Raw genomic sequence first — 25,678 nt, 5'->3', positions numbered from 1 at the left:
CACGGAAAGGGCCACGGAAGGGGAGGCATGGACAAGCGGTACGAGGTGTACGCCCTGGCGGACGCGCACTTCTACGAGACGCCCGACCGGCTGGCCGGCGACGGGCCCGCTCCGCTGTTCGCCACGGCGTGCCGCCCGGTCCCGGCGGGCTGGGCCTCGGCGCGCGTCGGCGACTGGCTGACCCTGACGCCGCTCGCCGCGGACGGCTCGCCCGCGCCGGGCCCGGCCCAGGGCTGGAAGATCCACGCCTCGGCCACCCGGGCGAACGCGGAGCGGATCGCGGCGATCGTGTGGGACTACTGCGTCCCGCGCCGCGTCCCGTTCAAGTTCGTGCCGGGCCCCCACCTGCTGCACCTGCGCAACACCAAGTACGCGGGCCGCGACACCAGCGGCAAGTTCGTCACCGTCTACCCGTCCGGCGAGGAGCAGCTGCACACGGTGCTGCGCGAGCTGGGCGCGCTGCTGGAGGGCTTCGAGGGCCCGTACATCCTGACCGACCTGCGCTGGTCCGACGGCCCGCTCTACGTCCGTTACGGGGCGTTCGCCCGCAGTTACGTGGTCGACGACCGGGGCTCGCTGGTGCCGGCGGTGCGCGACGGCGCGGGAACGCTGGTCCCGGACCGGCGGGCGCCCTCCTTCCAGGTGCCGGAGTGGGTGACGCTGCCCCCGTTCCTGGAGCCCCATCTGGCGGCCCGCAACACGACGACGGTGGGCGAACTGCCCTACCGCATCGAGAAGGCGCTGCACTTCTCCAACGGCGGCGGGGTCTACGCGGGCACCGACACCCGGGACGGGCGCAGGGTGGTCCTCAAGGAGGGCCGTCCGCACGCCGGGCTGGCCGCGGACGGGGCCGACGCGATCACCCGGCTCGAACGGGAGAAGCGGGCCCTGGAGGCGGTCGCGGGAACCGGTGTGGTGCCCGAGGTGCGGGACTGGTTCACCCTCGGCGACCACCGCTTCCTGGTCATGGACCTCGTGGAGGGGCGTCCGCTCAACTCGTTCTTCGCGGAGCGGCACCCGCTGCTGAACCCCGACCCCGATCCGGAGGCCGTGGCCGCGTACACGGCGTGGGCGGTGCGGATCCACGGGGCGGTGGAACGGGCGGTGCGCGCGGTGCACGCGCGCGGGATCGTCTTCAACGACCTGCACGTCTTCAACATCATGGTCGCGCCCGACGAGGAGTCGGTGTACCTGATCGACTTCGAGGCGGCGGCCCCCGTCGGGGAGAACGGCCGCCAGGTCGTGGCGCACCCCGGCTTCTTCGCGCCGCCCGACCGCCGGGGCGCCGACGTCGACCGGTACGCGCTGGCCTGCTTACGGCTGGCCCTGTTCCTGCCCGTCACCACGCTGTTCGTGGTGGACCGGGGCAAGGCCGCCCATCTGGCGGAGGTGATCGCCGAGCAGTTCCCGGACGTGCCCGGGGAGTTCCTGGCCGGGGCGGTCGCGGAGATCACCCGTGACGTCCGCGCGGACGGGCCCGCACCGGAGGGCGGCGGGTCCGGCGCGCCGGGGCGGGCCGCCGCCCGGGTGCCGTCGGCGCCGGCCTTCCGGGTGGAGCCCGGCGACTGGCCGCACAGCCGTGACTCGATGGTCAAGGCGATCCTCGCGTCGGCGACACCCGAGCGCGACGACCGGCTCTTCCCCGGTGACGTCGCCCAGTTCTCCGACGGCGGCGGTCTCGGGCTGGCGCACGGCGCGGCAGGCGTGCTGTACGCGCTGGCGGTGACCGGCGCCGAACGCCACGACGACGGCGAGCGCTGGCTCCTCGACCACACCGCCCCCGCCCCGACGGGCACCCCCCTCGGCCTGTACGACGGCCTCGCGGGCGTCGCCCATGTGCTGGAACTGCTGGGTCACCGGCAGCGGGCGCTGGACCTGGTCGACGGCATCCTGCGCGAGCGGTGGCAGAACCTCTCCTCGGATCTGCACGGCGGGCTGGCCGGACTGGGGCTCGTCCTCGGCGACCTGGCACGCCGGACGGGTGAGCCGGGCCTGCGCGAGCGCGCCGCCGAGGCAGCCGAGATCGTCGTGCGGCGGCTCGCCGAACCGGTGCCGGACGCGCCGCGGCGACGCCGGGCCGGGCTGCTGCGGGGCGCGAGCGGACCCGCGCTGTTCCTGCTCAGGCAGTACGAGGAGACCGGCGACCGCCGGTTGCTGGAGGCGGCCGGCGGCGCCCTTCGCCGGGACCTGGCGGCCTGCGAGGAACGCCCGGACGGCGCGCTGGAGGTCGACGAGGGGTGGCGGACCCTGCCGTATCTCGGGGACGGGAGCGTGGGGGTGGGCGTGGTCCTCGACGACTTCGCGGCCCGTGCCGGGGACGCCGCGCGGGAGTTCGACCGGGCCCGCGCCGGCATTCTCACCGCGGCCACCTCCCGCTTCTACGCGCAGCCCGGCCTCTTCCAGGGCCGCGCCGGGATGATCCTGCACCTCGCCCGCACCGGCACGCCCGGCGCGACCCGGGCCCGGCTCGACGAGCAGATCGCCGCCCTCGGCTGGTTCGCGATGCCCTACCAGGGCCAGCTCGCCTTCCCCGGGCACCAGATGATGCGCCTCTCCATGGACCTCGGCACCGGGACCGCGGGCTGTCTGCTCGCCCTCGCCGCCGCCCTCGACCCGGCCCTCGACCCGGACGGCACGCGCGCCGGCGCGCACCTGCCGTTCCTCCCGCCGCCGACCGGCGGCCCCCATGACGCGGCTCCGCGGCAACCGACGGAGTCGTGACGCAACCCGTCCCCACGGGACGTGACATCCATAACCGACGGAAGGACACACCATGGCCCTGCTCGACCTTCAGACGATGGAATCCGACGAGCACACCGGCAGCGCCGGCAACAGCACCGTGAGTCTGCTGTCCTGCATCAGCGCGGCCAGCGTCCTGCTCTGTCTCTGATCCGCGGGGCGCGCACGACACGCTGAACGTTCCGGGCGGTCCACTCCCCAGGGAGGGGGCCGCCCGGGCCCGTTCCCCCCATACATTCGAGGAAGCGCGGGAGCAGGATGCCGATGGACCGGACGACCGGTGAGCTGCTCGGCGCGGCCACCCGGCGCAGCGGCTCCCGCTGCGCGGCCCTGGTGCTGGTGAGCGTGGCGGCGACCGGCGCGGGACTGCTGCTGCCCGCGGCCCTCGGCCGGGCCCTGGACCTGCTGCTCACCCACTCCCCCGCGACCCGCTGGGTGCTGTGCTGCGCGGCGCTCGCCCTGCTGCTGACCCTGCTCGACGCCTGCGAGACCGTCCTCGTCGGCACCCTCGACGCCCGGACCACCGCCTTCCTGCGCCGCCGGGTCACCGGCCACGTCCTGGCCGTGGGCCCGCGCGCCACGGCCCGCTTCGGCGCCGGGGACCTCGTCGCGCGGGTCGTCGGCAGCGCCGCCCAGGCCGGTACGGCGCCCGGCGCCCGCGCCGCGCTGCTGGCCGCCCTGGCCGGCCCGGTCGGGGCCGTGGCGGCGCTGGCGCTCATCGACCCCTGGCTCGCCGTGGTCTTCCTGACCGGCGCGCCGGTCCTGACGCTGCTGCTGCGGTCGCTGGCCCGGGACACCTCGGCGTGCGTGGCGGACTACCAGCGGGCGCAGGGGCGGATCGCGGAGGCGCTCACGGAGGCGGTCGGCGGGGCCCGCACGATCCGCGCGGCGGGCACGGCGGACCGGGACACCGCACGGATCCTGCGCCCGCTGCCCGAACTGGCCCGGGCGGGCCGGCGCATGTGGCGGGTCCAGGGCCGGGCCGCCGCGCGGGCGACGGCCGTGGCGCCGCTGCTGCACCTCGGGGTCGTCGCCGTCGCGGGCCTGCTCCTCACCCGGCACCGGCTGTCGCCCGGCGACGTCCTCGCCGCGTCGCGTTACGCGGTGCTCGCCACCGGCGTCGGCGTGCTGGTGGGCCGGCTCTCCGGCCTCGTCCGGTCCAGGACGGCGGCCGCCCGCCTGGGCGAGGTCCTCACGGAACCGGCTCCCCCGCACGGCGACCGCCGGCTGCCACCGGACGGCCCGGGCCGCCTCGAACTGCGCGGGGTGACCGCCCGCCGCGGCGACCGCACGGTGCTGGACGGCGTCGACCTGGTGATCCCGGGCGGGACGACACTGGCCCTGGTGGGCCGCTCGGGCACCGGCAAGTCGCTGCTGGCCGCGCTGGCGGGCCGGCTCGTCGATCCGGACGCGGGCGAGGTCCTGCTCGACGGCGTGCCGCTGCCCGCCCTCGACCGGGCCGCACTGCGGGCGGCGATCGCCCAGGCCTTCGACCGGCCGGCCCTGCTGGGCACGACGATCGAGGACACCGTCTCCCTCGGCCGCGTCTCCCCGGCCCGGGTGCGGGAGGCCGCCCGCGCCGCCTGCGCCGACGACTTCGTCCACCGTCTCCCCGACGGCTGGGCGACGCCCTGCACGCACGCCCCGCACTCCGGCGGCGAGGCACAGCGGCTCGGCCTGGCCCGCGCCTTCGCGCACGGCGGCCGTCTCCTCATCCTCGACGACGCCCTCTCCAGCCTCGACACGATCACCGAACGCCAGGTCACCCGGTCCGTGTTCGGCCGCTCCACGACCGCCACCCGCCTCGTCGTCGCCCGCCGCGCCTCCACGGCCGCCCGCGCCGACGCGGTGGCCTGGCTGGACGGGGGCCGGGTGCGGGCGCTGGGGACGCATGAACAGCTGTGGCGGACGGCTGCGTACCGGGCCGTGTTCGGCACCGCCGAGGAAGCCGGCTCCGGCGCCCGGGCGGGCGGGCGGGCCGGTGCTCGGCCGGACGCCGAGACCGGTACGGAGGCGGGACGGTGAGCCGGCCGGCCGACGGGGACGGGCTCGCGGCCCGGGGACTGCGCTTCCTGCGGGGCCGCCGGCGGGCCCTGGCCGCGCTGACCGGCTGGTCGGTGCTGGAGACCGGGCAGACCTTCCTGCTCGGATACGCGCTGGCGCGGGCGCTGGACGACGGGTTCCTGGCCGGGCGGGCCGAGGTGGGCCTGGGATGGCTCGCGGTGGCCGGGCTCGGGGTGCTCGTCGGCGCGTACGGGACCGGGCGGGTGTACGGGGCGGTCGCCGCGCTGGTGGAGCCGCTGCGGGACCGGCTGGTCACCCGGGTGGTGCGGCGGGGGGTGCGGGAGGCGGACGGCGGTTCGCTGTCCGGGCTCACCCAGCAGGTGGAGATCGCGCGGGACAGCTTCGCGGGCCTGGTGATGGTCTCGCGCTCGTTCGTGTTCACCTCCGCCGGCGCTCTGGTGGGCCTGTGCGCGCTCGCGCCCCGGCTCCTGCTGGTGGTCGTGCCGCCGCTCGCCGCCGGCGTGGTCCTGTTCGCGGTGACCCTGCGTCCGCTGGCCCGGCGGCAGGAGGCGTTCCTCGCCGCCGACGAGACGCTGGCGGGCCACCTGGGCGTCGTCTGCCCGGGGCTCAGGGACGTCACGGCGGCCGGCGCGGAGGACCGGATCGCCCGGGACACCGGCGCTCTGGTCGAGGCCGAGCTGCGGGCGGCCCGCGCCCTGGCCCGCTGGGGCGTGGCCCGGGTGGCGTGCCTGGCTCTCGGCGGCCATCTGCCGCTGGTCCTGCTGCTGGCCGGCGCCCCCTGGCTGCTGGACCACGGCGTGAGCCCGGGCGCTCTCGTCGGCGCCCTCTCCTATGTCACCCAGTCCCTGCTCCCGGCCCTGACCTCCCTGGTCCACGGCCTGGGCACGAGCGGCTCCCGGCTGGCGGTCGTCCTGCGGCGGCTGGCACCGCGCGGAGAGGCGCGGGAACTCCCGGCCGGTGCGGACCGGACGGCGACCCGGCGCCACCGCGCACCCGCTCCACGGGAGCTGCCCGCCCCGGACCGGCCGACCGGCCCCCGGCGACGGCCCGGCACCGGGCACCCGGCAGCCCTCGCCGCGGACCTCGCCCCGGTGCCGCCCCGGCCGGGCGGGACACCGGGCCGCCCCGGCCGCCCCGGACACTCCTGCCCCGGCCCCGGCCCGTACGGCGGCCACGCCCTGGCGGGCGACCGTCCCCGGCCGGGCGTGCCCGCGCAGGCCCCGCCCCCGCGTCCCGCGCCCGAGGCGACCCCACCGGGCCCCGCGGCCCCCACCGGGCTCGCGCTCCCCGTACCCCCCGCTCTCTCCCTGACCTCCCTCACCTTCGCCTACGGTCCGGCCGCCGCCCCCGTCGTCGACGACCTCACCCTGAGCCTGCCCGTCGGGACGCATCTGGCGGTCGTGGGTCCGAGCGGGGTCGGGAAGTCCACGCTGGCCGGGCTGGTCGCCGGGCTCCTGGAGCCGGTCCGCGGGGCGATCCGGATCGGCGGCCGGCCGGTGCCGAGCGCCGACGCGGCCGCCCGGCGGGTGCTCATCCCGCAGGAGGCGTACGTGTTCAGCGACACCCTGCGCGAGAACCTCACGCACCTGCGGGCGGACCCGGTGTCCGAGGAGGAACTGCTGGCGGCGGCCTCGGCGGTCGGTCTGATCCCGCTGCTCGACGCGCTGGGCGGACCGGCGGCGCAGGTGGACCCGGCGGCGCTGTCGGCGGGCGAACGCCAGTTGATCGCCCTGACGCGGGCCTACCTGTCGGACGCCCCGCTCGCCCTTCTCGACGAGGCGACCAGCCATCTGGACCAGGAGGCGGAGGCCCGGGCCGAGCGCGCCTTCGCCGCCCGGGCGGGCGGCACCCTGGTCGTCGTCGCCCACCGCATCAGCTCGGCCCGGCGGGCCGGCCGGGTCCTGGTCATGGACGGGCCGCGGACCACGTGCGGGACCCACGACGAGGTGGTGCGACGCTCCGGCCTGTACCGCGACCTCGTCGGCGGCTGGGAGGACGCGGGGGGAACGGAGAGCGCGGGGAGAGCGGAAGAAGCGCGGGCGGGGAGGGATCCCGCGGGGACGGGACGGACCGGGGGCGCGGGAGGAGCGGAAGACGGCTCAAAGCCAGCCCTGGCCCTGGGAGATACGGATGGCGTCGACCCGGTTGCGGGCGCCGGTCTTGCGGGTGATCGCCGCCATGTAGTTGCGCACGGTCCCGTGGGACAGATGCAGGTTCCCCGCGATCTCCGCGACGGAGGCGCCCTCGGCGGCGAGGGATAACACGCTCAGCTCCCGGCGGGTCAGCGGCATCTCGGCGGCCTTGAGGAAACCGAAGCCCAGCGAGTCATTGACGAAGCGTTCCCCCTTGGCGACCTTCCGGATGCCGCGCAGCAACTGCTCAGGCGTGCCCGCCTTGTCGACGTAGCCGAGCGCTCCCGCCTCCAGCGCCCGCTTCAGCAGGCCCGGCCGGTCGGCGCTGGCGAGCACCAGCAGACGGGGTGGCACCGGGCCTCCGCCGCCCCGCGCGCACAGGTCGCCCAGCGGTGGAAGCCCGTACGCGTCGGAGCAGTCGAGGTCCGCGGCGCACACGTCCGGGCGCCCCGCCCCGAGGCGGCCGGCCGCGCTGTGCCACGGGACGGCCTCCACTCGAAGATCGGGCTCCCGGTCCAGCCACTGTGCGAGGACCGATCTGACCAGACACGCGTCGTGCACCAGTAATACCCGGATCACTGCCGCCCCTTCAGCTCTCGCCGTACACAGGTTCCGTGGGTGTTGTTCGTGGTGGTGAACGCGTGCCCATTCTTCGGCCCGGGGATCGCTTCTCGGCGCGAGGATCCGGCCATCGGGATGCGCGGGGGCGCACGCGGGGCGCCCGGCACGCCGCCGCGCGCTTCGACCGAGGGGGCATGAGGATGGTCCGCAGGGGTACGGGGGCAGCCCTCGGCGGGCCTCTGGCTCGCCGTGCGCGCCGGGCCGCCAGGGGGCAGATTTGGAGCCCTGGGGCCGCGCTGCGCCGGGCGAGGAGGTGGTCGCCGTGTCGGACGGGCAGACGTCGTCGTCCGGTCAGGCCCCGGCGGCCGAGTGGACGCCGGTCGGCCGGCCGCTGCTCTCCCTGGCGCTGACGTCGATGATGGACGCCGTCGGGGCACACTCCGGCGCCGTGTATCTGCGTCCCGGCGACGAGCCGCTGCTGGAGATGGCGGTGATGGCGGGGCTGCCCCGCTCGTTCGCCGCGCCCTGGGAGCGGGTGGGGCTGAGCGCCCCGATCCCGGTCGCCGAGGCGGTGCGCGAGCGGGAGCTGGTGTGGGTGGGCGGCGTCGAGGACATGGCCCGCCGGTACCCGCGGATCGCCGTCGTGCTGCCCTATCCCTTCGCGCTGGCCGCGATTCCCGTGATGACCGCGACCCGGGTGTACGGATCGGTCTTCGTGACCTGGCCCGGTTCGCACCCGCCCGAACTCTCCGACCGGGAGCGCCGGGAACTGACGACGTCCTGCGAGCGGCTGGCGCTGCGGCTGGAACGCGCCGCGTCGAAGGGCCGTACGGTGCGCTCCGAGACCGATCTGGTGGAAGCGGGGTCGGTGGGCGGTGCCGCCGACACGCTGGGCACGGTCGAGGCGGCGCGGATGGTGGCGCGGCTGCCGTACGGGATGTGCTCGCTGGACCTGAAGGGGCGGGTCGGTTTCGCGAACGAGGCGGCCTGCGAACTGCTCGGCGTCCCGGTGGGCGGGCTGCTGGGTTCACAGCTGTGGGCGACGGTCCCCTGGCTGAACGACCCCCTGTACGAGGAGCGCTACCGGGCCGCGCTGCTCAGCCAGGAGGCCACCTCGTTCGTGGCGCTGCGCCCGCCCTCGCAGTGGCTGTCGTTCCGGCTGTACCCGAGCACCACCGGGATCAGCGTGCGGATCAGCCGGGCCCGGGCGGTGTCGGAGATGACGCCGACCGGCCCCCGCTCGGAGGACGCGCCGACCCGGCTGGTGTCGATGTCGCAGGCGCTGAGCATGGCGGGGGCGCTCACCGAGACGGTGAGCGTGCAGGACGTGGTGGGGCTGGTGGCGGACGAGATCGCGCCGGCGGTGGGCAGTCAGGCGCTGGCGCTGCTCGGCGCGCGGGCGGGGCGGCTGCACGTGCTCGGACACCACGGGTACCCCGACCCGCATGTGGTGGAGCGGTTCGACCGGACGCCGCTGACCTCCCCGACGCCGGGCGCGCACGCGGTCTCGCACGGTGTCCCGGCGTTCTTCGACTCCCGGCAGCAGCTGGAGCGCCTGTACCCGGCCCGGTACTCCACGCCCGACGGCTTCGCCGCCTGGGCCTTCCTGCCGTTGATCGCCTCCGGCCGCCCGGTGGGGGCCGTGGTGCTGGCGTACGCCGAACCGCACGCGTTCTCCACGCACGAGCGTGCCGTGCTGACCAGCCTGGCCGGTCTGATCGCGCAGGCCCTGGACCGGGCCCTGCTCTACGACGTCAAGCACCAGCTCGCGCACGGGCTGCAGGCGGCGCTGCTGCCGCACTCGCTGCCGTCGCTGCCGGGGATCGAGGCGACCGCCCGCTATCTGCCCGCCACCCGGGGCATGGAGATCGGCGGGGACTTCTACGACCTGGTGCCCTCGCAGCCGCTCCCGGCCGCCGTGATCGGGGACGTGCAAGGGCACAACGTGACCGCGGCCGGGCTGATGGGCCAGATCCGCACCGCGGTGCGCGCGTACACGACGGTGGGGCAGGAGCCGGCGGAGGTCATGCGCAGCACCAACCGGCTGCTGATCGACCTCGGCTCCGAGCTCTTCGCGAGCTGTCTGTACCTGCGGCTGGATCCCGCGCGGGGGCGGGCCGTCATGGCCCGCGCCGGGCATCCGCCGCCCCTGCTGCGCCGGGCGGACGGCCGGGTGCGCGTCCTCGACCTCGCGGGCGGTCCGCTGCTGGGCATCGACGCCTCGGCGACGTATCCGACGACGGAGGTCGAGCTGAGCGACGGCTGCGTCCTCGCCCTCTACACCGACGGGCTCATCGAGACGCCGGGGGCGGACATCGAGGAGGCGATCGCCGACCTGGGACGGCGGCTCGGCGAGTTCGGGAGCCGTCCGCTGGCGGTGCTGGCCGACGAACTGGTGGGCCGCTTCGCCGCGGCCGACGAGCGGCCGGACGACGTGGCCCTGCTGCTGCTGCGGGCGCGGGCGGACGGCTGAGCGCCGTCCCCGGGCGCGCACACGAACGGTCCGGCCCCCGCCGGAGGACCGGACCGTTCAGCTGATGCGGTGTCAGTGCGACTCGCTCACACCCGAGCCGTCCTCCTGGCCGTTGCCGGCGTCGTTCTGGCCGTTGCCGGCCTCCTCGCCGCCCGCGTTCTCGCCGGCGCCGCCGTCGGCCGCCTCGCCGCCGCCCACGATGGCCTCGCCGGTCTGGTCGTCGATGCCGTCGCCGTTCTCGTCCACGGCGCCCGCGCCGGCCTCGTCACCCGCGCCGGCCTCCTCGCCGCCGCCCACGATCGCCTCGCCGGTCTGGTCGTCGATGCCGTCGCCGTTCTCGTCCACGGCGCCCGCGCCGGCCTCGCCGCCGCCGACCGCGTCACCGGCGCCGCCGTCGCCGAGCGTCGCGCCGACCGCCTCGAGCGCGGTGGTCACCGGCTGGAAGAACGTCTCGCCGCCGGCGGTGCAGTCGCCGCTGCCGCCCGAGGTCAGGCCGATCGCGAGGCCGTCCTGGGTGAAGAGCGAGCCGCCGCTGTCGCCGGGCTCGGCGCAGACGTCCGTCTGGATGAGGCCCGTGACGGTGCCCTCGGGGTAGTTCACGGTGGCGTCGAGGCCGAGGACCTGACCGTCGTTGAGGCCGGTGGTGCTGCCCATCCGGAAGACCTGGGTGCCGACCGTCGCCTCGGCGGCCTGGGTGATCTGGACGGTCTGGTCGCCGAGGTTGACCTCGCTCGCGGCCACGGTGGCGGGGTCGTCGTACTTCACCAGTGCGAAGTCGCCGTCGCCGGGGAAGGTGGCCTGGTCGACGGTGGCGATCGGCTCGCCGTCCTGCGCGTCGGACCACTGCTCGGCGGCGACACCGCAGTGACCGGCCGTCAGGAACGCCGGGGAGCCGTCGCCCGCCGTCACGTTGAAGCCGAGGGAGCAGCGTGCTCCGCCGCCGAATATCGCGTCGCCACCGGCGACGAACGGCTTGAGGGTGCCGGCCGACTTCTGGATCGTCGCCATGCCGGAGCCGAGGGTCTGGACGGTCGACTCGATCGTGTCCCACTTGGCGCCGGTGACCGTGGAGTCGGCGGTGACGAGGATCTTGTTCGTCTTCGGGTCGACGGACCACGCGGTGCCGGGGATGGTCGCCTCGGTCTTCAGCGTCTTGGCGGCCGCCTCGAGTTCGGCCGTGCTGTTCTCGACCTCGCGGACCTTGGCGCCCGCCTTCTTGGCCTGCACGATGACGTTGTTCTTGTCGCCGGAGACGTTCACGACGTTGACGACCAGCTGCTGGCCCTCGCTGTCGTAGTAGGAGCCGGCGAAGGCGTCCCCGAGCAGCTCCGCGAGCTGGGACGCGAGATCCGAGGCGTCGCCCGCCTTGAGCGTCTTCACCGTGGCGGCGTCGTTGGCGCCGCTGTCCTGGGAGGCGTTGGCGTTGGGCAGGAGGATGGCCGCCGCTCCGAGCGCCGCCACACCGCCTGCCGCGATGATGGCCTTACGCTTCGTAACTCGCTTGTGACTCAAAAAACTCGACCTCCTGGGGGACGGGGTCTGGCTGCCGGGGTTCGGCAGCTCCGTACAGCGGCGCCTGGTTGGCCATGAGTACGCAGGGATCGCGAGGTGCGTTCAATCGCGTTTGCCAACTTCCTTTGCTCAAACCTGAATCGGCCATGACCGGGGGACTGCCGGGCGACCCGGGGAAGAATCACCCATATGGCGATGACGACCGCCGAAGCCGACAAGATCCTTTCGGTCGGCCCCCCGCCCCGGACGCTCGTTCCGCGCGGATTCGCCGAAGTCGTCCACGAGCACTGCCGGTTCGACGTCTCCCCAGGTCACAGGGGTAGGCGAGGCAGCTCGGGAAGCTGTCGGGGCAACGGTCGACGGGGGCCGCGGACACCACATCCGACGCCGCCGGGCGCGCGGCCGGCGGAGTGCCGAAAGGAAGAAGACGGCATGCCGGCCGACTTCGTTCCGGTGCGTGGTGACCGATGCGGATGTCCTGAACCGAGCGGTACGGACACAGCCGGTGCCCGAACGACGTCCGCCACCCTGTGCACCAGCTATGCGCCGCCCGGCGGGACGCGCGCCGCCCCGCACTCTCCGTGCCCGACCGGCGACACCGCGTCCGGATCCGGCGCCCGAATCCCCGCTTCAGAGAATCTGCACATCGAATGCCCAAGCGGGTCACCGGAAGCAGGGGTTCTGCACAACTGTCCGGCGCCCGCCACGCCTTTGGGGCGGGAGTGTCGGATTCGCCGCGAGACCACCCGACGCTCATCGGAGCGGATCCCGCCCATCGTGTGAAGAAGTCGCCGACAAGCAGTGGGCGCGCCTGCACCGTTTCACGCCTCCGCGCCACAAGTTCCCAGGTGAACGCGGTGGTTGATTGGCTGCTGCCACCGCGTACCTGCTTTGATCCATCGCACCGCAGGGTCACCGCGGTCTCCCGGAAACGGGATGCCCGGTGCCCGTGCTCGCGGCCGTCATCTGTCCCCAGAGGGGGCCGCTCCCCCCTGATGAGATATCCATGTGAAGGGAAGTTCCCCCATGAACTCCACCCCCCAGGTTGAGACCGTCGAGATCTCCGACGCCGAGCTGGACAACGTCGCCGGCGGTCTGTCCCTGAACGCCGTGGGCACCGTCACCGGCCTGGTGGACGGCATCGCCCCGGTCTCCGGCCTGGTCAACACGGCCGTCGGCACCGTCGAGGGCGTCACCGGCCTGAACACGGCCCCGGTCACCAACCTGGTCGCCGGTCTCTGATCGCACCTTTTGTGACTCCTGCGAGTCCCGGAGCCGTCACCCGGCTCCGGGACTCGTCGGCGTCCTGAAACTCCCGAGGTAGGCCCGTGCAGTTCCGCCAACAGGCCCTCGCCAAGCTCCAGTCGCCGGAGGAACTCGACCTGCCGGTGCGTTTCGCGCGCCCCCAGGGCTGGCTGGTGCTGTCCGTGACCGTGGCCGTCATGGCGGCCGCGTCCGTGTGGGCGGTGACCGGTTCGGTCGCCTCCACGGTGAGCGCCCCCGCCGTCCTCACCCACGGCGAGGGCAGTTACATCCTCCAGAGCCCCGCCGCGGGCCAGGTGACCGCGGTCCTCGCGAAGGAGGGCGAACGGCTGCCCGCCGGATCGCCCGTGCTGAAAGTGCGGACGGCGGACGGCGACGCCGTGGTGCGGACGGTCGCCGCGGGCCGGATCACCGCACTCGCCGCCACCATCGGGCAGATCATCGCCACCGGCGCGAACGTCGCCGCCGTGGAGAAGGTCGCCGCCGCCGGCGACCCGTTGTACGCCACGGTGTACGTCCCCGCGCAGAACGCCGCCTCGGTCCCGGCGGGCGCGGCCGTCGACCTCACCGTGCAGACCGTGCCCTCGCAGGAGTACGGCGTGCTGCGCGGCCATGTGAAGTCGGTGGACCGCACGGCCCAGTCGGCGCAGGCGATCGCCGCGTTCCTCGGCGACAGCCAGCTGGGTGAGCAGTTCACCGAGGACGGCCGCCCCGTGGCGGTGCTGGTCCGGCTGGACCGGTCCCCGGCGACGAAGAGCGGCTACCGGTGGTCGTCCGCGGACGGGCCGCCGTACGCCCTCACCTCCATGACCATGGCCACCGGTTCGATCCGGCTGGCCGACCAGCGTCCCGTCGATTGGCTGCTCCCGTGACCGCCACCGAGCAGCCGAGGACCCGGCGCCGCGCCGCACCGCCCCGCCGTACGGTTCCCAAGAGCCGGACGAAGACCGTCCGCACGCCCACCGTGCTCCAGATGGAGGCCGTGGAGTGCGGGGCCGCCTCGCTCGCCATGGTCCTCGGACACTACGGCCGGCACATCCCGCTGGAGGAACTGCGCATCGCCTGCGGGGTGTCCCGGGACGGCTCTCGGGCGAGCAACCTGCTGAAGGCGGCCCGGAGTTACGGCCTCACGGCCAAGGGCATGCAGATGGACCTGGCCGCCCTCGCCGGGGTCAGGTCGCCCGCCATCCTCTTCTGGGAGTTCAACCACTACGTCGTCTACGAGGGTCTGGGCCGCCGCTTCGGCCGCCGGGGCGTGTACATCAACGACCCCGGCAAGGGCCGGCGCTTCGTGCCGATCGAGGACTTCGACGGCAGCTTCACCGGTGTCGTGCTGGTGCTGGAGCCGGGCGAGGACTTCGAGCGGGGCGGACGCCGGCCGGGTGTGCTGGGCGCGATGCCGGCCCGGCTGCGCGGCACCGCGGGCACCCTGCCGGCGGCCGTGCTGGCGAGTCTGCTGCTGGTCCTGGTGGGCGCGGCCGTGCCGGCCCTCAGCCGCACCTACATCGACATGTTCCTGATCGGACGGCAGACCTCGCTGCTGGGCGTGCTGTTCGTCTCGATGGGCGCCTGCGTGGCCCTGACGGTGGTCCTGACCTGGCTCCAGCAGGCCAACCTGCACCACGGCCGGATCATCTCCTCGACCCTGTCCAGCGCCCGCTTCCTGCGCCATCTGCTGCGGTTGCCGGTCACCTTCTTCGCCCAGCGCAGCCCGGCCGACCTGGTCCAGCGGCTCCAGTCGAACGACGCGGTCGCCGAGACGCTGGCCCGCGACCTGGCGTCGGCGGGCGTGGACGCGATCGTCGTCGTCCTGTACGCGGTCCTCCTGTACACCTACGACCCGCAGCTGACGGCCGTCGGGATCGGCGTGGCGCTGCTGAACATCGTCGCCATGCGGATCGTCGTCCGGCTGCGCGCGACCCGGACGGCGAAGCTGCGCGCGGACAACGCCCGGCTCACCACCACGGCGTACACCGGGCTCCAGTTGATCGAGACGATGAAGGCGACCGGCGGCGAGGAGGGGTACTTCCGCAAGTGGGCCGGCCAGCACGCCACCACGCTGGAGGAGCAGCAGCGGCTCGGGGTGCCGAGCGCCTGGCTGGGCGTGGTCGCGCCGACGCTCGCGACGCTCAACAGCGCGCTGATCCTGTGGATCGGCGGCATGCGGGCGATCGAGGGCCATATCTCGGTGGGTCTGCTGGTGGCCTTCCAGGCGCTGGTCACGCGCTTCACCGCTCCGCTGACCCGCCTCAACGGGGTCGCGGGCCGCATCCAGGACTTCGCGGCGGACGTGGCCCGGCTGAAGGACGTGGAGAACTTCCGCGCCGACCCGCTCTACGACCGCCGCGCCGGCGCGGACTCCACCCGCCGGCTGCACGGTCACGTCGAGCTGGAGAACATCACCTTCGGCTACAGCCCGCTGGACAAGCCGCTGCTGAGCGGCTTCGACCTGACCGTGGGACCGGGGCAGCAGGTGGCGCTGGTCGGCGGCTCGGGCAGCGGCAAGTCGACGGTGTCCCGGCTGATCTCGGGGCTGTACGCGCCCTGGGAGGGCGTGATCCGCGTCGACGGGCAGCGGCTGGAGGACATTCCGCGCGGAGCACTCGCCTCCTCGGTGTCCTTCGTCGACCAGGAGGTGTTCCTCTTCGAGGGCTCGGTGCGGGACAACGTGGCGCTGTGGGACCCGTCGATCCCGGACGACGCCGTCGTCGACGCGCTCAGGGACGCGGCGCTCTACGACACGGTCGTGCGGCGGCCCGGCGGCATCCACAGCAGGGTCGAGCAGGACGGCCGCAACTTCTCCGGCGGCCAGCGCCAGCGCCTGGAGATCGCGCGGGCGCTGGTGCGGCGGCCCAGCATCCTGGTGCTGGACGAGGTGACCAGCGCGCTGGACGCGGAGACCGAGCAGGTCGTGATGGACAACCTCCGCCGGCGCGGCTGCGCGTGCGTGGTGATCGCCCACCGGCTGAGCACGGTGCGCGACAGCGACGAGATCGTCGTACTCCGGCACGGCACGGTCGTGGAGCGCGGACGGCACGAGGAACTGGTGGCGCGCGGCGGCTCGTACGCGGCGCTGGTCAGGGAGCGATGAGATGACTTCCGTGTCCGAAGGCGACGTCGTGCTCGCCGCGCTGGGGCAGCTGGGCGCGCGGATCGACTGCGCGGGCTTCAACCGGCTCGACCTGGAGGGCCCGCAGGTACTGTGGCTGGTCGCCTCGGGCGCGCTGGACCTGTTCGCGGTGGACGCCGGACAGCAGGGCCACTGGCACCACTTGGGCCGGCTGGAGGCGGGAGCGCTGCTGCTCGGCCCGGTCGGCGGACCCCGTCACACCCTCGTCGCACGCCCGTTGCGCGACTGCGTCGTCCACCGCGTCGGGCTGCGTGAGCTGTACCAGCCCGCGAACACCGAGACGTGGTCCTACGACGCGTACGGCAACCCTCAGTACGTGCCGCCGACTTCGAGCCCCCTGGAGTACGCGCTCGCCCTCGGTGTCGGCCGCGGGCTGTCGATCCTCTTCCAGGCGCCGATGGCCACCGAGCGGGGGGCCGAGGACGGGGGCGCCCCCGTCCGAGCTCATGCGAGCACGGGGGACGACGACGAGGTGTTCTGGATGCAGGTGCCGCCGGGCAGCGTGCAGTACGGCTCGCTGTACGGCGCCGAGGCGGCGGCCGACCTGCTGATGGATCCCGCGGTGTGGCAGAGCATGGTCGACCAGCAGTACCGGCTGCTGACCACGCTCGACCGCTGGATCGAGCAGCTGGAACACACCCACGAGACGCGTACGGCCGCCGGGATCAAGGCCGGTGAGGCGGTCCGCGCCCAGGCCGACCGGACTCTGCTCGCCTCGATCGGCGGGAACGGGCGGGCCGACCGCGGCGGCAGGGGCGCCGACAGGCGCGCCACGGCCGCCGACGCCGACGCCACCTACGCGGCATGCGTGCTCGTCGCCCGCGCCGCCGGGATCACCCTCGCCGAACCCGCGCGGATGGGAGCCGACAGCGACCGGCTGGACCCGGTGGAGCGGGTCGCCCTCGCCTCACGGGTGCGCGCCCGGGCCGTACGTCTGGACGGCCGCTGGTGGCGGGACGACGTGGGACCGCTGGTCGGGCACCGGGCCCTGTCCGGGGCGCCGGTCGCCCTGCTGTGGCGGCGCGGCGGCTATGTCGCGGTGCACCCGGCGACCGGGCGGGAGACCCCGATCGAGAAGGCCAACGCGCAGGAGTTCGAGCCGCGGGCGGTCATGTTCTACCGCCCCCTGCCGGAACAGGGCCTCGGTCCCCTCGGGCTGCTGCGCTTCAGCATGCGGGGCACGGCAGGGGACCTGACGAACCTGCTGCTCAGCGGTCTGGTGACGGTGGTGATCGGGGCGCTGGTGCCGATCGCGACCGGCAAGGTGCTCGGCGAGTACGTGCCCGAGGCCCAGCAGGGGCTGATCGTGCAGGTGTGTCTGGCGGTGATGGTCAGCGGCGTGGTGGCGGCGGCGTTCATGCTGCTCCAGAACCTGACCATGCTGCGCCTGGAGGGCCGGATCGAGGCGACACTCCAGCCGGCGGTGTGGGACCGGCTGCTCAGGCTGCCGACGACGTTCTTCGCCGAGCGTTCGACGGGCGAGCTGGCCAGCGCCGCCATGGGCATCAGCGCGATCCGCCGGCTGCTGGCGGGACTGGGTCCGTCCGTCGCGCAGTCCGTCACCGTCGGCGCGATGAACCTGGGGCTGCTCCTCTGGTACAGCGTGCCGATGGCCCTCGCCGCCATCGGCATGCTGGTCGTCATCGCGTCCGTGTTCCTGGCGCTCGGGCTGTGGCAGGTGCGCTGGCAGCGGCGGCTCGTGGTGCTCTCCAACAAGCTGAACAACCAGGCCTTCCAGACCTTGCGCGGACTGCCGAAGCTGCGGGTGGCGGCCGCCGAGAACTACGCGTACGCGGCCTGGGCGGCGCAGTTCGCGCGCAGCCGGGAGCTCCAGCAGCGCCTCGGCCGGATCAAGAACCTCAACACCGTGCTGGGTTCGGTGTACCTGCCGCTGTGCTCCCTGCTGATGTTCATGCTGCTGGCGGGTCCGGCGCGGGGCGCGCTGTCGGCGGCGGACTTCCTCACCTTCAACACGTCCATGACGATGCTGCTCACCTCGGTGACCTCGCTGACCGGCGCCTTCGTCTCGGCGGTGGCCGCGCTGCCGCTGTTCGAGGAGATCCGGCCGGTGCTGGAGGCGACGCCGGAGGTCCGCACGGCGAACACCCGCCCCGGTCCGCTGACCGGCGCGCTGGAGGCCCGCCGGCTCTCGTTCCGCTACTCCGACGACGGTCCCCTCGTCCTCGACGACGTCTCCTTCGAGGTGCGGCCGGGCGAGTTCGTGGCGATCGTCGGCCCGAGCGGCTGCGGGAAGTCGACCCTGCTCAGGCTGCTCATCGGCTTCGAAAAGCCGGTCTCGGGGAGCGTGCTGTACGACGGGCAGGACCTGGCGGCGCTCGACCGGTCGGCGGTGCGCCGGCAGTGCGGGGTGGTGCTTCAGCACGCCCAGCCTTTCACCGGCTCGCTGCTGGACGTCATCTGCGGCACCGAGGCCTACACGCCGGAGGAGGCGATGGCGGCCGCGGAGCTGGCCGGTCTCGCCGAGGACATCAAGCGCATGCCGATGGGACTGCACACGATCGTGTCGGGCAGCGCGTCGGTCTCGGGCGGCCAGCGCCAGCGCCTGATGATCGCCCAGGCGCTGATCCGGCGGCCGCGCATCCTCTTCTTCGACGAGGCGACCAGCGCCCTCGACAACGAGACCCAGCGCACGGTCATCGAGAGCACCCGCAAGCTCAACGCCACCCGGGTCGTCATCGCGCACCGCCTGTCGACGGTGATGGACGCCGACCGGGTCGTGGTGATGGAGAACGGCAAGGTCGCCCAGCAGGGCCCGCCCGCCCAGCTCCTCGCGGACACCGGCGGACGGCTGCACGAACTGGTCCGGCGCCAGCTGGCCTGAGCCCGGCTCCGGCCCGGGTCCCGGCCCCGGTCGGCTCAGGCCCGGAATCCCCCTGGCCCCGGCCCCGGCCCCGGGCCCCCTCCCGCACCTCCGGGCCCCGGGCCCCCTCCCGCACCTCCGGGGGCCGGGGCGCCGTGCGGCCGGGCAGGGCGGCAGGCGATCTGAGGCCCCGTCCCGCTCGGTCGGTCCGCCAAGCCCAGGGCCGCCGCGACGGGGCCCCGGGACGCGCGGGACCTCCCCGTGCCTGCCGGGACCTCGCCGATGGCGACCGGCCTGCCCGGCCCGCCGGCGACCCCGATCGCGCCGACGTCCGACGCCGCACCCTCCACCGCGCTTCTTCCGCGGACTCCCCCACTAACGAAACTTTGCCGTTTCGCTGAAACTGGTCTAGCCTCGATGTGTACGAAACCGTTTCGTTTACGTGTTCTTTGCCCTCACGTCCCTGGAGTGGTTCCCCATGTCTCCGAAGACCTTGACGGACGGCCCCCGCGCGGGCGCCGACCAGGGGCCGTCCGCAGCGTCCGCCAAGAAGTGGTGGATCCTCGCGGTCGTCGCCCTGGCCCAGCTGATGGTGGTGCTGGACGCCACCATCGTGAACATCGCCCTGCCCTCGGCCCAGGCCGACCTCGGCTTCTCCGACGGCAACCGGCAGTGGATCGTCACCGCGTACGCGCTGGCGTTCGCCTCCCTGCTGCTGCTCGGCGGCCGGATAGCCGACCTCTTCGGCCGCAAGACGGCCTTCCTGATCGGGGTCGTCGGCTTCGCCGCCGTCTCCGCCCTCGGCGGCGCCGCGACCGACTTCGAGATGCTGGTCACCGCCCGCGCACTCCAGGGCGCCTTCGGCGCGCTCCTCGCGCCCGCCGCGCTCTCGCTGCTCAACACCACGTTCACCGACGCCAAGGAGCGCGCCAAGGCGTTCAGCGTCTACGGCGCCATCGCCGGCGCGGGCGGCGCGGTGGGTCTGCTGCTCGGCGGCATCCTGACCGACGCGCTCGACTGGCGCTGGACGCTGTACGTCAACGTGGCCATCGCCGTCGTCGCCTTCGCGGGCGGCTGGCTGCTGCTGTCCCACCACCGCGACGCCGAGAACTCCAAGCTGGACGTGCCGGGCACGGTCCTGGTCGCCGCCGGTCTCTTCTCCCTCGTCTACGGCTTCTCCAACGCCGAGACCCACGACTGGGGTTCGCCGCTGACCTGGGGCTTCCTGCTCGCGGGCGGCGCCCTGCTGGCGGCCTTCACCTGGTGGCAGACCCGGGCCGCGCACCCGCTGCTGCCGCTGCGCATCCTCCTCGACCGCAACCGGGCGGCCTCGTTCCTGGCCGTGCTGATCTCCGGCGCAGGCATGTTCGGCGTGTTCCTCTTCCTCACGTACTACCTCCAGCTGAACCTGGGCTTCAGCCCGACGAAGACGGGTGTGGCGTTCCTGCCGATGGTCGGGGCGCTCATGGTGGCGGCTCAGATCGGCACCACGGCCCTGGTGCCCCGGCTCGGCCCGAAGGCGGTCATCCCGCTGGGCTTCGCGATCGCCGCGGTGGGCATGGCCTGGCTGACCGGGATCGGCGTCGGCTCCCACTACCTCAGCGCGGTGCTGCCGCAGCTGGTCGTCACCGGCATCGGCCTCGGCTTGGTCATGCCGCCCGCCATGCAGATGGCCACCGGCGGGGTCGCCGCCGAGGACGCGGGCGTGGCCTCCGCCACGGTCAACGCCATGCAGCAGGTGGGCGGTTCGATCGGTACGGCCCTGCTGAACACCCTGGCCGCGAGCGCCGCCGCCGACTACCTGGTGGGCAAGAACCCGGCGGACAAGCTGGTCCAGGCGCAGGCGACCATCGAGAGCTACACCACCGCCTTCTGGTGGTCGGCCGGCTTCTTCGCGGCGGGCGCGGCCATCGCGTTCCTGCTCTTCCGCCGCGGAGTGCCGCAGCAGGACGCGGACGCGGCACCGGTGGTCCACATGTGACGGGCCCGCCGGCGGAGCCGCGCCAGGGAGAGGGGTCGCCGCCCGCGAGGACGGCGGCCCCTCGGCGTGCCGGGGCCCCGGAAGAGCGGGGGTGCCGGAGGTTTAGCCCTGGGTACTCGCGGTCCATGAGAATAAGCGTGCTCGACGTGGGTTCGAACACCGTGCGGCTGGTGGTGGCGGACGCGGCGGGCGGGGTGCCGCTGCCCGTGCACACGGCCAAGTGGCGGTTGCGGCTGGCCGAGCAGGTCGCCCCGGGCGACCCCATCCCGGACGAGGCCGTGGAACGGCTCGTCCGCGCGGTCGCCGCGGCGGCCCGGACCGCGGACCGGTGGGGCGCGGCGGGCCCGCTCGCCTTCGCGACCGCCGTGGTGCGCGCGGCCCCCAACCGGCGCGCGGTGCTGCGCGAGGTCCGGTCCCGCACCGGCGTCGCGCTGTGCACCCTGCCGGGCGAGGTGGAGGCCGAGCTGACGTTCCTCGGGGCCCGCCGCTGGATGGGCTGGCGCTGCGGGCCGCTCGCCCTGCTGGACATCGGCGGCGGTTCCTTCGAAGTGGCCTTCGGCCGGGGCAGGTTGCCGGACTTCGTGGCCTCGCTGCCCCTGGGGGCGGGCCGGCTCACCCACGACTTCTTCGCGGACCACGACCCGCCCTCCCCCGAGGCTCTGCGCGCCGCACGGCGCAGGATCCGCCACCAGCTCAGGGACGTGGCCGCCCGGATCCGGTGGGAGGGACCGCGCACGGCGGTGGCCACCTCCCGCACCTTCCAGCAGCTGGGCCGGCTGTGCGGTGCGGCCCCCGGACGGCACGGTCCCTTCATGGACCGCACCCTGCGCCGCCGCGACCTGCGCGAGGCCGTCTCCACCCTCGCCGCCCTGCCCGCCGCCGAACGCTCCCGGCTGCCCGGCATCTCCGCGCCGCGCGCCGCCCAGAGCCTGGCCGGCGCGGTGATCGGGCACACGGCGATGAAGCTGACCGGACTGACCTCGGTCACCGTCTGTCCGTGGGCGATCCGTGAGGGCGTGATGCTGCGGCACATGGAGGACGGCCCCGCCTGGTGGGCCGAGGTCAGCCGGCTCACGGACATCGAGGAGGACGCGCCCCTGGAGCCGGTGCCGCTGCGCATCGCCCAGCAGGGCCCCGCGCCCGCCCGGCCCCCGGTCGGAATCGCCTCGCAGCGCACGGCGGGCGAGCCCGCGGCAGACCGAGCCCGCTGACCCCGCGTCGGGGCCCCGGAGGCGCCTCGGCCCGGCCGAGGCGCCCGGCCGCACCCCGGCACGGCCCCGTGAGCAGGACGAACGGGACCCCCGCCGTCACCCGGCCCGCCCGGCCTGCCCGGACTGCGGGCCGCCGCCCCGGGGCAGCCGGCGGACCCCGTCGGGGCCCGTCGCACGCGAGTGACAGGGCGTGACCGCGCGGCCGGGCGGGTGGTCCGGCGTCCGCGGGGTACCCGGCGCGCATGGCACACGACCCCCATGGACCACAGCTGCCGGTCGCCCGCGGCCCGGTGTCCGCGGCTGTCCGCGGATATCTGGCGGGCACGGACACGCTTCCGGCGGCGGAGACGGTCGCCTCGGCGTCCGCGTACGGCGACGATCTCCAGCTGGCCCTCTACCTCTGCTACGAGCTGCACTACCGGGGTTTCGCGGGGGTGGCCGCGGACCGGGAGTGGGATCCCGCGCTGCTGCGGGTGCGGGCCGCGCTGGAGCACCGGTTCCTGACCGCCCTGCGTGAGGACACTCCGGTCCACGACTCCGTGGAGGACGCGCTCGCGGAGCTGCTCGTCGAGCCCGTCGAGGGCTCGGGCGTCAGTCACTTCCTCGCGGCCGAGGGTGAGAGGTGGCAGCTGCGCGAGTACGCGGCCCAGCGGTCCCTGTACCACCTCAAGGAGGCGGACCCGCACGCGTGGGTGCTGCCCAGGCTGTGGGGCCGGGCCAAGGCGGCGATGGCGGCGGTGGAGTTCGACGAGTGGGGCGGCGGCCGCCCCGACCGCGTCCACGCGCAGCTGTTCGCAGACCTGATGACGGACCTGGACCTCGACACCGCCTACGGCCGCTATCTGGACGCCGCGTGCGCCGAGACGCTGGCCACGGTCAACCTGATGTCCCTCTTCGGCCTGCACCGGTCGCTCAGGGGCGCCCTCGTGGGCCACTTCGCGGCGGTCGAGATCACCTCCTCGCCCGGTTCCCGGCGGCTGGCGCAGGCGATGCGCCGCGCGGACGCCGGGCCCGCCGCCGCGTACTTCTACGACGAGCACGTCGAGGCCGACGCCGTGCACGAGCAGGTGGTGCGCCATGACGTCATCGGCGGTCTGCTGGACGAGGAACCGCACCTGGCCCCCGACATCACCTTCGGCCTCGACGCCACCGGCCACCTCGAGGACCGCCTCGCCGCCCGCCTGCTCGCCGCCTGGCGCGCGGGAGAGTCCTCGCTGCGCACCCCGCTCCCCGCTCGGGAAAATGCCCATATTTCGTGATGATCAGGGTACTTGGTCGGGGTGAATCCTCTCGTACTCCCGGGCGTGTACGCCCCTCAGGAGGACACCGCCCTGCTGGCCGGGGCACTGTCCGAAGAAACGTTGCTTCCGGGCGCCGACGTCCTCGACGTGGGCACCGGCACCGGCGCGCTGGCACTGGAGGCCGCCCGGCGCGGCACGCGGGTGACGGCGGTCGACGTGTCCTGGCGCGCGGTGTACTCCGCCCGCCTCAACGCCTGGCGGGAGCGGCTGCCGGTGCGCGTGCACCGCGGCAACCTCTTCGCCCCGGTGCACGGACAGCTCTTCGACCTGATCCTGACCAACCCGCCGTACGTGCCCGCGCCGGCCGGCGGCCGTGCGGGCCGCGGGCCGGCCCGGGCCTGGGACGGCGGCGGTGACGGCAGGCTGCTGCTCGACCGGATCTGCCGCGAGGCGCCCCTGCAGCTGCGGCCCGGCGGCGTGCTGCTCATGGTCCACTCCGCGCTCAGCGATCCCGCGAGCACCCTGACGGTCCTGCGCGCGTCCGGACTCAAGGCGTCCGTGACGCGACGCCGCCGCATCCCCTTCGGCCCGGTCCTGCGCGAGCGCAGGGACTGGCTGCGGGCGCGGGGGCTGCTGTCCGCCGACGACGAGAACGAGGAACTGGTGGTGGTCCGTGCCGAACTCCCCGACTGACCGGCCCTGCCGGATCACCGTCCAGCGGCGCGGCCCCCTGCTCGTCGAGGGACCGGTGGAGGTGGAACTGGAGGACGGCACCACGGTCGCCTCCGACCGCTTCCGGGTCGCCCTGTGCACCTGCCGGCGCAGCCGCCGCTACCCATGGTGCGACACCAGCCACCGGGAACGGTCCTAGGGCCCGTCGGCGCGCCCTCGTCCGAGGGCGCGCCGTCCGTCCGGAACGCACGCGGCCGTCCGGACACACGCAACGGAGGCCGGCCGGGCAGCCCCACACTGCCCGTCCGGCCTCCGGCTACGGAATCACGCTGCTCCCGTGTCAGGGGCTCGCACTCCCCACCTCACGAGCCTCTCTCGGCGTCCACGGGGACCACGCGATCCCGGTCTCAGAACGCGAAGAGGCTGCTTCCGGCAGCGTTCTTCACGCACTCGTTGGAGAAGGCGCGCTCGAAGGAGACGCGCTTGCCCTGCCATACGCCGTCGACGGTGACGACCACCGGGTCGTACTGCCTCGTACAGATGGCGTCGCCCGGGCCCGCCAGGGCGTCCAGATCGCCGCCGGCGGCGCGCAGTTCGGCACAGGCGCGAGCGGCGGCGGGATGGGTGCCGGAGGGTGTCGGGGCGCAGTTCAGGGTGACGGCCCGGGCCGCGTTGACCGTGGCGGCGCTCTCGCCGTGGCCCACGGTCAGCACGAATGCCGACGGGGCGTAGAGGGAGGTCGGCGCTGCGGCCGGGGCGGCGAGCGCGGATCCGGTGAGGGATCCGCATACGGTGGCGGCCGTCAGGCCGAGGGTCGCTGCCCAGCGCGCGGTGTTCCGCATTGTGTGCATCCTTCCGCTCGATTCGGGGGTGCCGGTCCGACTCGGTCGGTGTCGAACGCGGCGAGCGCGAGTCTGCCGAGTCCGCCGCCGAATCTCACATCGACCCCATGGGTTTCAGTAACCTTGCGTATTGAATCAGTGGCGAGAAGTAACGGAATTCGAACGTTCCAACGCCGGAAGCAAGCGCTTCATGATCCCTTCGGTCCTTCCGATGACCGGTTTCCATAGCTTCGTTAATCGGCCTGAAACATTCCGCTGAGGCCTCCGAATCCCTCCGCACGCCCCTCCGTTCCGCTCTCGGCGGACTTCTTCTCGAGGCCTTGTGTTCATGTACCAGCGGAGTAATGGTCATTACATGATTACGAACGAACAGAAAGAGAAGCTGAGGGGCTGGTTCGCGGGCCGCCTGCCGGACGGCCTCTTCGAAGAGCCGGCCGAGGTGACGGTCGACCGCGAGGAGATCACCGTGATCGGGCGCATCCCCGCGCCCCGGCTGACCGAGGACGCGTCGGCGGCCGAGCGGGAGGCCGCGGTCACCGCCCGGATCCAGGAGTTCCGGGAGCGCACCCGGGAGACCCGGATCGACGTGGCCCGCGACGCCGAGCACCGGTTCCGCCGGAAGGTCTCCTGGGGTGTGGTGTGCGACGGGGAGCGCGCCCTGTTCACCCACGTGGCCGCGCCCGTCATGACGCGGCTGCGGCAGCCCGAACGCCAGGTCCTCGACACCCTGATCGCCGCGGGCGTCGCCCGCAGCCGCAGCGACGCGCTCGCCTGGTGCGTCCGGCTGGTCCAGCGCCACACCGACGACTGGCTCACCGACCTGCGCGACTCCCTCGAACACGTCCAGCGCGTGCGGGCCCAGGGACCGGACGCCGACACCGGCCCCGACTCCGGCCCCCCGCACACGGAGGTGGCGGATTCGTCCACCCCCGACCCGGAAGAAGGATGATTCGTCCGCTGGTCGGGGTCTTGCCGTACGCCGTACGTTCGGCAGACCCCGATCAGTGACGGCATCCGCCCACGTCGCCCACCCCGCGACGGGACGGCCGTTTCACCGTGCCGCGCCACCCCGCGC

At 74.1% G+C, this 25,678-nt stretch carries 17 protein-coding genes and 1 pseudogene; 15 read left to right on the top strand and 3 right to left on the bottom strand.

Translation table 11 applies throughout. The annotated features are described in order from the left end of the window. The first annotated feature begins 27 nt into the window (after nt 1-27). From lanKC to J2X68_RS12310, 4 genes and pseudogenes are all read left to right on the top strand, one after another. Nucleotides 28-2,721 carry a class III lanthionine synthetase LanKC gene (lanKC, locus tag J2X68_RS12325; RefSeq protein ID WP_310432526.1) on the top strand — a complete coding sequence of 898 codons (2,694 nt, stop codon included), beginning with the start codon at nt 28-30 and terminating at the stop codon, nt 2,719-2,721. A 52-nt stretch (nt 2,722-2,773) separates the two neighbouring features. Beyond that, entirely contained in the window at nt 2,774-2,890 is a 117-nt protein-coding gene (locus J2X68_RS12320) for a SapB/AmfS family lanthipeptide (protein ID WP_310432525.1), read from the top strand. Nucleotides 2,891-2,997: 107 nt separating this feature from the next. Then, nucleotides 2,998-4,764, top strand: a complete 1,767-nt coding sequence (locus J2X68_RS12315) for an ABC transporter ATP-binding protein (RefSeq protein ID WP_310432524.1) — start codon at nt 2,998-3,000, stop codon at nt 4,762-4,764. Nucleotides 4,765-5,159: 395 nt separating this feature from the next. Then, nucleotides 5,160-6,491: pseudogene (locus J2X68_RS12310) on the top strand (ATP-binding cassette domain-containing protein); the annotation flags it as partial. A gap of 372 nt (nt 6,492-6,863) precedes the next feature. On the opposite strand, the gene J2X68_RS12305 reads toward J2X68_RS12310, so the two are convergent. After that, nucleotides 6,864-7,475 (bottom strand): response regulator transcription factor, encoded by a 612-nt coding sequence (locus tag J2X68_RS12305; protein ID WP_310432523.1) that lies wholly within the window; start codon nt 7,473-7,475, stop codon nt 6,864-6,866. 295 nt (nt 7,476-7,770) lie between these two features. Here J2X68_RS12305 and J2X68_RS12300 point away from each other — a divergent pair, with 295 nt between their 5' ends. Beyond that, entirely contained in the window at nt 7,771-9,930 is a 2,160-nt protein-coding gene (locus J2X68_RS12300) for a SpoIIE family protein phosphatase (protein ID WP_310432522.1), read from the top strand. A 72-nt stretch (nt 9,931-10,002) separates the two neighbouring features. Here the strand turns inward: J2X68_RS12300 and J2X68_RS12295 are convergent, their stop codons facing one another. Continuing rightward, nucleotides 10,003-11,442: a S1 family peptidase gene (locus J2X68_RS12295; protein ID WP_310432521.1), complete on the bottom strand. Its 1,440-nt coding sequence runs from the start codon at nt 11,440-11,442 to the stop codon at nt 10,003-10,005. Nucleotides 11,443-12,468: 1,026 nt separating this feature from the next. On the opposite strand from J2X68_RS12295, the gene J2X68_RS12290 reads away from it, so the two are divergent. The 9 genes from J2X68_RS12290 to J2X68_RS12250 all read left to right on the top strand — a co-directional run bounded on the left by J2X68_RS12290 (nt 12,469) and on the right by J2X68_RS12250 (nt 23,960). Then, complete coding sequence (locus tag J2X68_RS12290; RefSeq protein ID WP_310432520.1) at nt 12,469-12,684, top strand: type A2 lantipeptide; 216 nt, start codon at nt 12,469-12,471, stop codon at nt 12,682-12,684. A gap of 86 nt (nt 12,685-12,770) precedes the next feature. Beyond that, nucleotides 12,771-13,577 carry an HlyD family efflux transporter periplasmic adaptor subunit gene (locus J2X68_RS12285; protein ID WP_310432519.1) on the top strand — a complete coding sequence of 269 codons (807 nt, stop codon included), beginning with the start codon at nt 12,771-12,773 and terminating at the stop codon, nt 13,575-13,577. Then, nucleotides 13,574-15,796, top strand: coding sequence for an NHLP family bacteriocin export ABC transporter peptidase/permease/ATPase subunit (locus tag J2X68_RS12280; RefSeq protein ID WP_310432518.1), 2,223 nt, complete (start codon nt 13,574-13,576; stop codon nt 15,794-15,796). Before J2X68_RS12285 ends, J2X68_RS12280 begins: the two co-directional genes overlap by 4 nt. 1 nt (nt 15,797) lies before the next feature. Next, nucleotides 15,798-18,677, top strand: a complete 2,880-nt coding sequence (locus tag J2X68_RS12275) for an NHLP bacteriocin export ABC transporter permease/ATPase subunit (protein ID WP_310432517.1) — start codon at nt 15,798-15,800, stop codon at nt 18,675-18,677. 457 nt (nt 18,678-19,134) lie between these two features. Beyond that, the gene (locus J2X68_RS12270) at nt 19,135-20,637 is read left to right on the top strand and encodes an MFS transporter (RefSeq protein WP_310432516.1); all 1,503 of its coding nucleotides are present in this window, start codon (nt 19,135-19,137) and stop codon (nt 20,635-20,637) included. A gap of 125 nt (nt 20,638-20,762) precedes the next feature. Continuing rightward, nucleotides 20,763-21,848, top strand: a complete 1,086-nt coding sequence (locus tag J2X68_RS12265; protein WP_310432515.1) for a Ppx/GppA family phosphatase — start codon at nt 20,763-20,765, stop codon at nt 21,846-21,848. Nucleotides 21,849-22,090: 242 nt separating this feature from the next. Continuing rightward, nucleotides 22,091-23,107, top strand: a complete 1,017-nt coding sequence (locus J2X68_RS12260; RefSeq protein ID WP_310432514.1) for an iron-containing redox enzyme family protein — start codon at nt 22,091-22,093, stop codon at nt 23,105-23,107. A gap of 45 nt (nt 23,108-23,152) precedes the next feature. Beyond that, nucleotides 23,153-23,782, top strand: a complete 630-nt coding sequence (locus J2X68_RS12255) for a HemK2/MTQ2 family protein methyltransferase (RefSeq protein ID WP_399039793.1) — start codon at nt 23,153-23,155, stop codon at nt 23,780-23,782. Beyond that, on the top strand, nt 23,763-23,960 hold the full coding sequence (locus tag J2X68_RS12250) for a CDGSH iron-sulfur domain-containing protein (RefSeq protein WP_310432512.1): 198 nt from the start codon (nt 23,763-23,765) through the stop codon (nt 23,958-23,960). The genes J2X68_RS12255 and J2X68_RS12250 overlap by 20 nt, the downstream gene beginning before the upstream one ends. A gap of 208 nt (nt 23,961-24,168) precedes the next feature. On the opposite strand, the gene J2X68_RS12245 is transcribed toward J2X68_RS12250, so the two are convergent. Further along, on the bottom strand, nt 24,169-24,603 hold the full coding sequence (locus tag J2X68_RS12245) for a protease inhibitor (RefSeq protein WP_310432511.1): 435 nt from the start codon (nt 24,601-24,603) through the stop codon (nt 24,169-24,171). Between the two features lie 355 nt (nt 24,604-24,958). On the opposite strand from J2X68_RS12245, the gene J2X68_RS12240 reads away from it, so the two are divergent. After that, nucleotides 24,959-25,552, top strand: coding sequence for a hypothetical protein (locus tag J2X68_RS12240; RefSeq protein WP_310432510.1), 594 nt, complete (start codon nt 24,959-24,961; stop codon nt 25,550-25,552). Nucleotides 25,553-25,678: the final 126 nt, after the last annotated feature.

The sequence above is a fragment of the Streptomyces sp. 3330 genome, assembly GCF_031456635.1.
Taxonomy (GTDB): domain Bacteria; phylum Actinomycetota; class Actinomycetes; order Streptomycetales; family Streptomycetaceae; genus Streptomyces.
This window is presented reverse-complemented; position numbering and strand designations above follow the sequence as displayed.